Genomic DNA, 12,651 nt, shown 5'->3' on the forward strand with positions numbered 1-12,651 from the left:
AAAACGGTTGGCTTAGCTATCCTTATGCCGAGTAAATTGCATATCGATATATTCATTCGTAATGGTTAAAGCATCTTGCAGGGGAAAAGCCTCATTACTCAAGGCACTACGCAACCATAACCCATCGATCAATGCCGCTAATCCTTTAGCAGCCATACGTGCAGATTGTTTATCAAGTACACGCGAAAATTCATAACTGAGATTGGAATACAGCCGTCTATCATTCACTTGCTGTAACCGATTTAAACTCGGTTGATGCATGCTACTTGCCCAAAATGCCAGCCATGTTTTCATCGCCGCTTCACTTATTTGTGAAGAATCAAAATTACCTTCAACGATGGCTTGAATACGCTGCTTTGGCTGAGCATGACTCAACAGTCTTAAACGCATCGCAACAGCAACGCCTAGTTGGTACTGTATATGGCGCATTGTCGCCTCTAGCAGACCGTTTTTATCACGAAAGTAATGACTAATAATGCCGGTTGATACCCCCGCCTTTCGGGCAATTAAAGCGATACTCGCCTCTTGCATACCGACTTCATTAATCACATCAAGTGTGGCTTGAATTAACTGCTGCTTACGTATCGATTGCATTCCTATTTTCGGCATGATTTCTTAACCCAAAAAATACAGTGAACCTATTTATTAAACTTTTTTTTAATTGAACATTCAATCAATATTAACTATATTTTATCACAATTACTTTACAAACATAAGGAGAGGATAGGCGTAAAAATTCAACTCTTTGCTTTTAATTCAACAAATTAGCAAAGAATGTAACTTTTAACTTTCGAATAAATAAAATTGTGGAAACTGCCGATGACAATTCAAAATAGTCCAAAAAATCAGCAGAAAGACAAATTAAACTCTGTGGTTTTTTTCACTTCTGCTGGTTTAATACTAGCATTTTCATTTTTCACCATACTCATGACAGAAACGGCCAATCAGTGGATCGTTGCCACTCTTGGATGGGTATCAAAAACGTTTGGTTGGTATTATCTATTAGCCGCAACGCTGTATATTGTCTTTGTGATATTCGTAGCGACTTCTCGTTTTGGTAATATCAAATTAGGTCCAGAGCAATCGAAGCCTGAATTTAGTGTACTCAGTTGGTCTGCCATGCTGTTTGCTGCCGGAATCGGTATCGACCTGATGTTTTTCTCCGTCGCCGAACCCGTGACACAGTATATGCTGCCACCTACAGGCGAAGGGGAAACATTAGAAGCAGCTCGTCAGTCGATGGTGTGGACTCTCTTCCACTATGGCCTGACGGGCTGGTCTATGTATGCATTAATGGGAATTGCGCTTGGTTACTTTAGCTACCGCTACAATTTACCGTTAACCATCCGTTCTGCACTTTATCCGATTTTTGGTAAACGTATTTATGGGCCTATCGGTCATACCGTCGATGTCGCCGCGGTTATTGGTACTATTTTTGGCATTGCAACCACACTCGGTATTGGTGTTGTTCAGCTCAATTATGGTTTAAAAGTCCTGTTTGACCTCCCGCAAGGGCTTGGTGTTCAGGGGGGATTAATCTTGCTCTCCGTCATCATGGCCGTGATTTCAGCCACTTCTGGGGTCAATAAGGGGATCCGTATTTTATCGGAACTTAATGTATTGCTCGCATTAGGTTTGATCTTATTCATTTTGTTTGTTGGTGATACTGAGTTCTTACTCAATGCGCTAGTCCTTAATGTCGGTGATTACATTAATCGCTTTATGGGGATGACGCTCAATAGCTTTGCCTTTGACCGCCCAACGGATTGGATGAATAGCTGGACCTTATTCTTCTGGGCTTGGTGGGTCGCATGGTCGCCATTTGTTGGTTTGTTTCTTGCGCGTATTTCACGAGGAAGAACCATTCGCCAATTTGTCATTGGCACACTGATTATCCCTTTTGTGTTTACCCTTCTCTGGTTATCTATTTTCGGTAACAGTGCGTTATACGAAATCATTCATGGCAATAAAGCACTTGCTGAAACCGTTCTAGCGGCGCCTGAAAAAGGGTTTTATTCACTGCTTGAACTTTACCCAGGTTTTGGTTTAACCGCTTCCGTAGCGACAATCACAGGCTTACTCTTTTATGTGACCTCCGCGGACTCAGGCTCATTAGTCCTTGGTAATTTCACGTCAAACTTAAGCGATATCAACAATGATGCGCCGAACTGGTTACGTATCTTTTGGTCTGTCGCAATTGGTTTATTAACCTTAGGGATGTTAATGACCGATGGCGTGGCAGCGTTACAAAACACAACCGTCATTATGGGTTTACCTTTCAGTTTTGTTATTTTCTTTATTATGGCTGGGCTGTATAAGTCACTTAAAGTGGAAGATTTCAGACGAGTAAGTTCACTGACGACCAATGCACCAGCCCCGTTATACGGTAACGGAAAATTAAACTGGAAACAGCGATTAGGTCGTGTGATGAACTTCCCAGGTACCACCTATACACAGCGTATGTTGGATTTAGTCTGTACACCCGCAATGCAAGAGGTAGCAAAAGAGTTATCGCTACGTGGTGCTAACGTTGAATTTAATAGCCTTCCCCCCGTTGGCGATGAACGTTTAAATCACTTAGAACTTGTCGTTGATCTGGCCGAAGAGCAGAACTTTATTTATCAAATTTGGCCTCAGCGTTACTCTGTGCCGGGCTTTACTTACCGAGCTCGTTCTGGAAAATCTCATTACTATCGCTTAGAGACCTTCCTTTGGGAGGGAACACAAGGCAATGACTTAATGGATTACACCAAAGAACAGGTGATCAGTGACATTTTAGATCAATACGAAAAACATCTGAATTTCATTCACTTAAGTAGAGAAGCACCTGGGGCAACATTGACCTTCCCTGAAACTAATTAAGCGTTTTACTGCAAGGGGGCAATGAGTCCCCTTCAGACTGCTGACAAACCTATTATGTTTGGCGGCAAGTCGAATAGGTTTTGAAAACAAACGAGGAAAATCAATTTATTGATTTTCGGCTGATAACACAACGCGGGAAAAACCAGGCTTTTATCCCGCTTTGTCAACCACCTCAAGGGGCCAATTAGGCCCCTTTTTAAATAACAATAACATGCCTGTTTTTGAAATAAATTTCATGACAAGTCATTAATCTGTTCATCATTTAACCAATAAAGATCGCGTATTTTGATCATTAATGGCGCGATGCCAGATGGCTAAAATTCCCCCGACTAAAAGAGAAATGATGATGAATAAGACACTATTTGCACCTTATTTCGATGTTACCGTTGATGCTATTTGGAACGACCCACTTGCTCCTAACGGCAAACCAAACCCTAAATATAGCCAAGCCGCGATAAGTCACAGCGTTGATGGTGTGTACTTGGCTTTTTTAACTGCGGATCCTAATAATAATGCCGCATGGGGAGCATACTCCAGTATGCCTATCTCTTGGGCTAAACCATTTTGTGATGCGTTAATTGAAGCCAATATCAAAGTGATTGTGTCATTCGGAGGTGCGGCTAACTATGATGTCTCTGCAAGGCAAACTGTTGACCAACTGATTGCAACCTACCAAGAAGTCATTGATATTCTTGGCGCCTCACAGCTAGATTTTGATTTTGAAAATGATTTATACGATGCCGATAAAACCTTCACCGCGCTATCAACCACAGTAAAAAATAACCCTGATATCACCTTGAGCCTAACGTTACCGGTGATGCCTTATGGGCTTGTCGAAAAAGGGTTAGCGCTAGTACAAAAATCTGTTAATGCAGGTTTAAAAATGAAAGTGAATGGTATGGCTATGGATTATGGTCAAGGAACTGATAAAAATATGGGGCAGGCCGCCGCAGATGTGGCAACCAGCCTAAAAGGTCAATTAAAAACCTACTACCCAACACTAACAGATGCAGAGCTGTATGATTTAGTACAAGTCACTCCAATGATTGGTCTTAATGATGATAGATCCATGTTTAATTTTAATGATATCAATACATTAAGTAATTTTGCGAAAACCAATGGCGTGAACTTAATTTCAATGTGGAGCTTAACCCGCGATAGGGTCGGCGTCGGCGAATTCGCATCAGCCTCTAATTCAGGCAACCCTGAGCAAACCAAAGATTTTGAATACACGGAACGCTTTACTAACGCACTGAAATAACGGGCCAAGGTGAGGCGATACATTGCCTCGCCTTATTTCTTCGCTTGTTCAATCATGTGCTTCAGTTGTTGCGGGTCATGCAACCAGGCTGGCTCCCTCGAGCATCCCATCGTGGCGAAAGAATGATGACAGACACCATTATTCCAACTATCCCACTCGTCACTTTGTTGTTTTTGAGCCAGTAAGTCTTCATAGCGGCGATCCTCTTCAGCCACTTTCTTTTTCGGATCAAAAATGAAACGTTGTTGCTGCTTGATAATATCAATACCTTGATAATCTTCATTATATACACGGTCAGCAGGCGCTTTTTCTGTGAAGGTATAATCCATTGCTATGGCTTGGATAGGGATAATAAATAGGCTAAATATCAATAAATTTTTAAGCATAATCATATTTTAATCACAAAATAATGCCAAAATTATAGATATGACGAATGAAATGGCGAGTTTTATCAGCCAAAACTTGCGTGACTGCCCTTTTTATCTGCAAAAAAGTGATCATTTAACCAAATTTCAAACGATTGATTTGGTTAAATTTAAAGGTTAAATATTCACTCATATACAGCTTAGTGAAGAATTACAGGTTTAACCCCCTACTATAACGGATAATCGTGATAGCCCATTTTTTCTGAAATATGACGTCCAGCAACCTTTAGCAAACGAATATAATATTCCAACTGCTGTTCATCAAAGCGAATGGTAGGAAAAGATATTGATAGCCCAGCAATCACATGGCCTAAACGGTCATAAACAGGCACTGCGATGCAACGTAGCCCCAGCTCTTGCTCTTCTCTGTCCTGTGCATAATGCAGCTTACGCACTTCAGCAAGCTCTCGCATAAATTGTTCGCTACTGAGGATCGTCGTCTCCGTTTTTTTCACAAACTCCACATTCTCTAAAATGCTGTTTACCGTGGCTTCATCTTGCCAAGCTAAAAGTACTTTGCCGATCGCGGTACAATACAATGGGTTACGCCGCCCGACCCGCGAATACATACGCAAGTTATAGCTAGAATCAATTTTATGAATATAAATAATGGCGTTATCATCGAAAGCACCAAGATGCACAGCTTCATGTGTTAATTGACCAATATGCTGCATTTCTTTATCAGCAATTTCAATTAAATCAACATACTCTAAAGATTTAGCACCTAATTCGAATAGTTTAAGCGTCAATGAATATTTATCCGCCTCCCCTTCCTGCGCCACATAGCCTAATTGTTTCATGGTTTGCAAGAAACGATAGGTGGTGGCTTTTGACATCAGCAGTCGTTGTGAAAGCTCAGACACGCCTATCTCTTTTTGTTCTCCTAATGCATTGAGAATACTGAATACTTTTACTACTGACGAAACGGCATCCGTTTGCGTGACCTTATCCACCATTCACCTTCCTATTTATTCAAACCAATATGATAACCATATCAGATGGTTTGATGTGCCGATTTTATGTTTACTCAACAGCATAAAGATCACTTTCATGAAAAACAAGAACGCTGATTCGATATTTTTAAAACAGCGTTTCATTTTTATTTGAACTTGTCTAAAAAATAGGTTTTAATGCTGTTAGCTAATGAGGTTTTACTCAATTGAGTGATAAAAAATAAAAACGATAGGTGGTAAAAATGGCTACAGCTTTGCAAGTTGCCGTGATTGGCGAATGTATGGTTGAGTTACAAAAATCAGGGGAATTATTTAAGCAAACTTTTGGTGGGGACACGCTAAATAGCGCTCTCTATCTTGCACGTTTAACCCATAAACAAGGTGTTATCACTCGCTATTTAACGGGGCTGGGTCAAGATCCCTTTAGCCAACAAATGTTAGAAAGTTGGCAAGCTGAAGGGATCAATACAGACCATGTACTGATCGCCGAAAAACACCTCCCCGGTATGTATTTAATTGAAACTTCAGAAGAGGGTGAGCGCCGTTTTTTTTATTGGCGTGATAACTCAGCAGCGAAATTTTGGTTAAATGTGCAAACCGCCGAGCGCACCCAACAATTACTGAATCAACAACAATATCTCTATTTAAGTGGCATCAGCTTAGCTATTTTACCTGAAGCCGCTCGCCAATTGCTGTTTACACTGTTAGCAACAGCTCGCCAGTCAGGCGCTAAGGTCATTTTTGACAATAATTATCGTCCGGCATTATGGCCTTCTGTCGAGGCGGCACAGCAAGCCTACCAACAGATGTTATCGCTGACTGATATCGCATTTTTAACTTTTGATGATGAGCAACTGCTGTATGGTGATCAGCAAGAAAGCCAATCCATTGCACGTGCACAGCAGCATGGCGTTGAAGAGATCATTATTAAACGCGGAGCAAAACCCTGCTATATCATTATTCACGACCAACAATTCGAAGTCGCCGCGAATAAAGTAGCGCAAGTCATTGATACCACCGCTGCTGGTGATTCTTTCAGCGCTGGTTATCTTGCCTGTCGAATTCTGGGTGGCTCACCTGAAGAAGCGGCTCGCACAGGCCATTTACTTGCAGGAACCGTGATCCAACACCGAGGTGCCATTATTCCGCGTGAAGCGATGCCCATCATAGAGCTAAACAATATCAAAGGGATCTAAACATGAATCAACTCATCGAGAAATTAAAAAAAATTAATGTCGTGCCTGTTATTACTATCAATAATGCAGAACATGGTGCTCCCCTCGCTAAAGCGTTAATGGAAAATGGGCTGCCGTGTGCAGAAGTGACTTTTCGAACTCCTGCTGCCGTACAAGCCATCAAAAATATGCGAGCGGCATACCCTGAAATTCTGATTGGGGCGGGCACAGTACTGATAACTCAACAGGTTGATCAAGCCATTGATGCAGGCGTGGACTTTATCGTAAGCCCAGGTTTTAACCCTAAAATCGTCGCTTATTGCCAGCAAAAAAATGTCATTATTATCCCTGGGCTCAATAATCCAAGCTTAGTTGAACAGGCGTTAGAATTTAATTTAACCACAGTGAAGTTTTTCCCAGCAGAAGCTTCTGGTGGCGTAGCGATGTTAAAAGCGTTAAGTGCCGTCTACCCTGTGAATTTTATGCCTACGGGGGGAATTGGTCCAAAAAATATCCACGAATATAAGGCGCTACCTTCTGTCCTTATTTGTGGTGGTTCATGGATGGTACCTAATGACCTGATTGATAATGAAAATTGGCATGAGTTAGGGAAGCTGATCGCTGAGGCTGCCAGCCTTTAATGCTCAAGTAAGTGCTCCTGACGCCATGATGTAGGGAGCGCTTATTCAACAAAGAAATGTCATTCTCCACAGCAAAATAGTTAACTAAGCGGACTTTTTAGTCCTATCACCCCATCATCAGTATGCTAACGCGGCTTCTGTGACTATCGCGAATGCGGCGAACGCCGCAATATTACTCGGAAATAGACTTTAAACGACCACGTAAGCGCTTGATAGCTTGGCTATGCAGCTGACTAACACGTGACTCCCCAACCTCTAACACCGCTCCAATTTCCTTTAAATTCAATTCTTCTTGATAATATAGCGTCAGCACAAGCTTTTCTCGCTCAGGGAGTTGCTCGATGGCATCAATCACCTGTGAACGCAAATTCGACTCCATCAAAAAATTCAATGGGTTGCCACCATCACTTTCATTAATGACGGGTTCACAGCTCTCGCCATGAATTTCATGCCACTCATCATAGGAATAGAGTTGGCTGTTATTCGTATCCAGTAAGGCTTGTCGATATTCAGTAATATCTATTTTTAGTGATTGCGCTATTTCACTTTCAGTGGCTGTACGACCCAATGTTTGTTCAAGCTCACCAATCGCTTTTGCCATTTCTCGTGCTTGGCGGCGTACACTACGAGGCGCCCAGTCGCGACTGCGTAATTCATCCAACATGGAACCACGAATACGCTGTACCGCATAGGTGGCGAATGACGCCCCCTGAGAAGCATCGAAACGTTCCAATGCATGTAATAACCCAATACCTCCCGCTTGTATGAGGTCATCAACATCTACACTGGCTGGCAGTCTCACTTGTAACTTTAGGGCCTCATGTCGTATTAAGGGATAATAACGCTCCCATAGGCTATTTTTATTAATTACACCTTCGGCAGTATACAAATCACTCACAACCGGAATCACCCTTTAAGACTGATATAAAGGTATTCATTATGCTAGTGACTTAATAATTCAATCCGTTGAGTAATGAGGTAAATTAGCGCTATTTTCCCTAACACAAATGTTCACTGGCGAAATGGTATCGCGCCGAAATGAAATTCATGCCGTCATCATAATACAAAAAAGGCCAGAATATTCTGGCCTTATAAACGAGAGAGTGAAACGAATTAACGTAACAGGCTCAGAACACCTTGTGGAACTTGGTTTGCTTGTGCCAGAACTGAAGTACCTGCTTGTTGCAGGATTTGACCACGGCTCATGTTAGACACTTCTGTTGCAAAGTCAGCGTCTTGGATACGGCTACGTGCTGCACTCAAGTTGTTGACTGAGTTGTTCAGGTTATTGATAGTAGATTGCATACGGTTTTGGAATGCACCCAGTTTAGAACGGTATGAATCCACATTTTTCAGTGCAGTATCTAAAGTATCTAATGCGTCAGACTTTGCAGCAGTACCACCACCTAGAGCAGTGATCTCACTACCTTTCACATACTCAGTCTTACCACCGGTTGTGTTTTTAGTCGCTTCGTACCATTTATTATCTGTTGTATCCTTGATATAAAATTTATCAGTTTCTGTTTTATCTGCATAAATTTCAGCTGTATTAATTTGTGCACCGCCAGCGGTTTCAACCGCATAGTTATTAGCATCTACGGTGATTGCAGTGCCTTTACCCGCTGGCTCTTTTGGACCAGCCGCAGCCGCGGAAACTTTTTCAACTTTGTCTTTAAAATCTTTGATACCTAATGTATCAAGATCCATTTTTTGCATTTCCATGCTGATAGTTTGACCATCTTTCGCACCCACTTGGTAAGAAACAGTCTCACCGTTTAGAATTTGTGTTCCGTTAAATTCAGTGTGTTGATAGATACGGTCGATTTCATCCAGACGTTGTTGTACTTCATCACGAATTGAAGTGATATCGCTGTCAGAGTTACTGCCGTTAGCTGCTTGAACAGTCAGTTCACGAATACGTTGCAAGTTTTCGTTGATTTCGTTAACTGCACCTTCAGCCACTTGCGCCATTGAAATACCGTCGCTCGCATTACGAGAAGCTTGGGTCAAACCTTTGATGTTAGCAGTGAAACGGTTAGCAATCGCTTGACCCGCAGCATCATCTTTTGCGCTATTGATACGTGAACCTGAAGATAGACGCTCAATTGCAGTACCCAGTACGCTTTGTGAACGGTTTAAATTGTTCTGAGTTGTCAGAGACAGGATGTTAGTGTTGATAACCTGTGCCATAATATATGTCCTTGTTATTCCGTAATAATAAAGTTAGCCAATCTGTTAGGCTTTACAGTTTGTTGCCAGCAATACCATTATCGGCGGCATAAAAAAGGGCTTTAGGGCTTTCAACAAAAATTTTTTATCTGAAAGCAAAAAAACCAGCAACCACAGCACTTCGGGCGATAAATTATTTTGTCAAAATAATTTTATAAACCGCAAATTTTAACTTATTGATTATCAATAGAGACAAATACCCTGTTTTGTAGGGTCAACTCCTGCCATCATTATTTATCGACTTAGTCTAAGATTTCCGTTCTTCTCGCCGATAACCCTGTAAATGAGAATAATTTTTTAGGAGAGAACAATGGCTGGTATATCGACACTCGGTATCGGGGCAAACTTAGACTTAAATAACCAAATGGACCAACTTGAAGCGATGGAAAAACGCCGCCTTGAGCCATTAGCCACTCAAAAAGCCAGCTATGATGCGCAAATCAGTGCCTTTGGTAAAATGCAATCGTCACTCGAAAAATTAAAAAAAGCGGCTGAAGATCTTAAAAAATATGGTGATATCAGTACCACCAAAGTCAATGGCGAATATAAGAGTTTTGATGTAAAAACAGACGGCAAAGCGGTAGCAGGTGTACATGATGTATTAGTCACCCAGTTAGCCAAAGCGCAAACTATCGCCACTAAAGGCCATGATGATAATAAAAAATTATTAGGGAATGGCAGTGCAGAACGCACCATCACCATTACTCAACCCGCTGAAAAAGAACCTATCATTATTAAATTAGATAATGAACATACTTCTTTAATTGAAATAGCAGATGCGATTAATAAGACCGATAAAACGGTTACCGCAGCAGTGATTAAAGATAAAACGAATAATTATCACCTTGTTATCACATCTAAAAAAGAAGGTACAGACCACCGTATTAGTATTAATGTTGAAGGTGATGACGAACTCGCAAAAATACTGAATGTTGAATCTGAATTAAACAGTGATGGTAATGTCGTTTTAAAAGATGAAAAAAACATCGGCATAGAGCAAAAAGTTCCCCCGCAAAATGCCTTGTTAAATATTGATGGTTTTGAACTTGAATCACAAAGCAATGAAGCAAAAGATCTCTTTCCTGGTTTAACTCTGACACTAAAAAAAGAGAGTGAAGATAAAAAACCCGATCATCTGATCGTTTCTGAGGATATTGAACCTGCTAAAGCAAAAATTAAAGCCTGGGTAGATGCCTATAATGAATTCCAAAATCTCGCTAAGGAATTGACTAAATATACGCCAACAACGAAAGGAACTGCGCCAGATAAAACCAATGGCCCATTGATTGGTGATTCTACACTACGAACAATACAAAGCCAGTTACGTACGCAAATACGTTCAGCACAAGATAGTGGTGAGATTAATTTATTGAATAAAATGGGGATCACACAAAAAGTTGATGGCACATTAGAGATAGAAGATAAAAAATTCGAAAAAGCGCTAAAAGATAACCCTGGAAGTGTCAAAAGTTTCTTTATGGGAGATGGTAAAGAAACAGGCTTTGCCACAGAAAACTTTAATTTCTTAAAAGAGACACTCGACGCTCGTGAAGGCACACTGCATAACGCAACTGATGGTGTGCAAAAGAAAAAGAAAAGCCTTGATAAACGCATTGAACAAACAAATAAACAAATTGAAAACACTATGGATTTATACCGCCGTCAATTCCAGAATTTAGATAAAATGATGAGCTCACTCAATAGCACCAGTAACTCATTAGGCAGACTGTTAGGTTAATAATTATGTATCAACAAAAAGCAAAACAAGCCTACCAACAAGTCGATTTGGAAAGTGAAATTACCAACGCGACACCGTATCAATTGATCACTATTCTATATAAAGGGGCGTTAAGCGCCCTAAAACGTGCTGAAATTTTTATGCAACAGAATAATATCGCGGCAAAAGGCCAAGAAATTACAAAAGCCATCGATATTATTGATACGGGTTTGAAACAAGCGCTTAATCATGACGCGGGTGGCGAAATCGCGGAGAACCTTGATCGTCTATATGATTACATGATTATGCGCTTATTAAATGCTAACCTTGAAAATAATGTGGCTTATATCCAAGAAGTTTACCAATTACTCTCCGATATCGCGTCAGCTTGGCAACAGATCGGGGCAAATGTGGATGAAAGATAAACAGGTGAATAATAAAGAACCTATTGATTTATATGAAATCTATCGTGATGTTTTAGTATTAAGCGAAAATTTAGTCGCGCTAGCACAAGCAAAACAGTGGGAACAACTCGTTGCCCAAGAAACAGAGTATGTGTATGCCGTCGAAAATTTAACGCAATTAACACATGAATTCGAAGCGCAGAACCCCATCACAGATGAACTGGTGGGGTTATTGCATCAAATCATCGAAAATGAAAAGATCACTAAAACCTATTTGCAACAACACTTAGATTTTTTAAGTAAAGAAATGAAACAGTTGGATCAAACACGGGTCATCAATAACAGTTATGGCCAATTTAATGAGCCAGATACACCAATGACAATTAAACCCATTGAATAGCCATGTGTGTCAGGCGCCCCTACCTGACACTTATGGATAACTTATTGCCTTAAGCGTTGCTGTTTCTTTAATTTTTTCAACAGCATATTCCGCTTTAGTGGCGATAAATGATCAAGAAACACTTTTCCATGTAAATGGTCGATTTCATGTTGCATCACAATTGCCAAAAACTCGTCAGAATCAAGAGTAAATTCTTTTCCATCTCTATCTAACGCTTTGACTTTCACACGTTTAAACCGCGCAACATCTGCATAAATTTCAGGTACAGATAAGCATCCTTCTTGGTAGCTCGTCTCGCCTTCACTTTCAATAATTTCAGGGTTAACAAATACCATCGGTTGATCGCGATTTTCAGAAATATCAATTACCATTACCGATTGTGTTGCTGCAATTTGCGTTGCTGCTAAACCAATACCATTCTCGGTGCTATACATGGTATCTAATAAATCATCAATTAATGTTTGTACCGCCGCAATGTCAGTCACTGGACTGCATTTGATTCGCAAGCGCTCATCAGGTATCTCAATAATCGTTTTTACTGCCATATCTCAAAAATCCTATCTGTCGTGCTCTTTATTCAAACT

General features: G+C 40.7%; 13 protein-coding genes. 7 read left to right on the forward strand and 6 right to left on the reverse strand.

All coding sequences use genetic code 11. The features are described 5' to 3' along the window. Positions 1-12: 12 nt before the first annotated feature. A complete protein-coding gene (gene betI, locus M1F03_RS12030) occupies positions 13-609 on the reverse strand; it encodes a transcriptional regulator BetI (RefSeq protein ID WP_154624572.1) in 597 nt (198 codons plus the stop codon). A 210-nt stretch (positions 610-819) separates the two neighbouring features. On the opposite strand from betI, the gene M1F03_RS12035 reads away from it, so the two are divergent. Further along, complete coding sequence (locus M1F03_RS12035; protein ID WP_154624571.1) at positions 820-2,862, forward strand: choline transporter; 2,043 nt, start codon at positions 820-822, stop codon at positions 2,860-2,862. A 310-nt stretch (positions 2,863-3,172) separates the two neighbouring features. Then, entirely contained in the window at positions 3,173-4,123 is a 951-nt protein-coding gene (locus M1F03_RS12040; protein ID WP_249998987.1) for a chitinase, read from the forward strand. A 32-nt stretch (positions 4,124-4,155) separates the two neighbouring features. On the opposite strand, the gene M1F03_RS12045 is transcribed toward M1F03_RS12040, so the two are convergent. Continuing rightward, positions 4,156-4,509 carry a hypothetical protein gene (locus M1F03_RS12045; RefSeq protein ID WP_251464410.1) on the reverse strand — a complete coding sequence of 118 codons (354 nt, stop codon included), beginning with the start codon at positions 4,507-4,509 and terminating at the stop codon, positions 4,156-4,158. Positions 4,510-4,718: 209 nt separating this feature from the next. Then, positions 4,719-5,504 carry a DNA-binding transcriptional regulator KdgR gene (gene kdgR / locus M1F03_RS12050; RefSeq protein WP_154624568.1) on the reverse strand — a complete coding sequence of 262 codons (786 nt, stop codon included), beginning with the start codon at positions 5,502-5,504 and terminating at the stop codon, positions 4,719-4,721. 239 nt (positions 5,505-5,743) lie between these two features. Between kdgR and M1F03_RS12055 the strand changes: the two genes are divergently transcribed. Both M1F03_RS12055 and M1F03_RS12060 read left to right on the forward strand, forming a co-directional pair. Then, the gene (locus tag M1F03_RS12055) at positions 5,744-6,697 is read left to right on the forward strand and encodes a sugar kinase (protein ID WP_251464412.1); all 954 of its coding nucleotides are present in this window, start codon (positions 5,744-5,746) and stop codon (positions 6,695-6,697) included. A 2-nt stretch (positions 6,698-6,699) separates the two neighbouring features. Further along, entirely contained in the window at positions 6,700-7,317 is a 618-nt protein-coding gene (locus M1F03_RS12060; protein WP_251464414.1) for a bifunctional 4-hydroxy-2-oxoglutarate aldolase/2-dehydro-3-deoxy-phosphogluconate aldolase, read from the forward strand. Positions 7,318-7,489: 172 nt separating this feature from the next. On the opposite strand, the gene M1F03_RS12065 is transcribed toward M1F03_RS12060, so the two are convergent. Both M1F03_RS12065 and M1F03_RS12070 read right to left on the reverse strand, forming a co-directional pair. Continuing rightward, positions 7,490-8,215 carry an RNA polymerase sigma factor FliA gene (locus tag M1F03_RS12065; protein WP_251464415.1) on the reverse strand — a complete coding sequence of 242 codons (726 nt, stop codon included), beginning with the start codon at positions 8,213-8,215 and terminating at the stop codon, positions 7,490-7,492. A gap of 215 nt (positions 8,216-8,430) precedes the next feature. Beyond that, positions 8,431-9,507 (reverse strand): FliC/FljB family flagellin, encoded by a 1,077-nt coding sequence (locus M1F03_RS12070; RefSeq protein ID WP_272657444.1) that lies wholly within the window; start codon positions 9,505-9,507, stop codon positions 8,431-8,433. Between the two features lie 349 nt (positions 9,508-9,856). On the opposite strand from M1F03_RS12070, the gene fliD reads away from it, so the two are divergent. Genes fliD through fliT form a run of 3 tightly spaced genes read left to right on the forward strand, consistent with a single transcriptional unit; the run spans position 9,857 to position 12,067 of the window. Then, the gene (gene fliD / locus M1F03_RS12075; protein ID WP_154624564.1) at positions 9,857-11,284 is read left to right on the forward strand and encodes a flagellar filament capping protein FliD; all 1,428 of its coding nucleotides are present in this window, start codon (positions 9,857-9,859) and stop codon (positions 11,282-11,284) included. Between the two features lie 5 nt (positions 11,285-11,289). After that, positions 11,290-11,688, forward strand: coding sequence for a flagellar export chaperone FliS (fliS, locus tag M1F03_RS12080; RefSeq protein ID WP_154624563.1), 399 nt, complete (start codon positions 11,290-11,292; stop codon positions 11,686-11,688). Then, a complete protein-coding gene (gene fliT, locus M1F03_RS12085) occupies positions 11,678-12,067 on the forward strand; it encodes a flagellar protein FliT (protein WP_154624562.1) in 390 nt (129 codons plus the stop codon). The genes fliS and fliT overlap by 11 nt, the downstream gene beginning before the upstream one ends. Positions 12,068-12,108: 41 nt before the next feature. Here fliT and def read toward each other — a convergent pair whose 3' ends face one another. Next, positions 12,109-12,612 carry a peptide deformylase gene (gene def / locus M1F03_RS12090; RefSeq protein ID WP_154624561.1) on the reverse strand — a complete coding sequence of 168 codons (504 nt, stop codon included), beginning with the start codon at positions 12,610-12,612 and terminating at the stop codon, positions 12,109-12,111. Positions 12,613-12,651: the final 39 nt, after the last annotated feature.

This window comes from Providencia sp. PROV080 (genome assembly GCF_033688105.1).
GTDB classification, from domain to species: Bacteria; Pseudomonadota; Gammaproteobacteria; order Enterobacterales; family Enterobacteriaceae; genus Providencia; species Providencia zhejiangensis.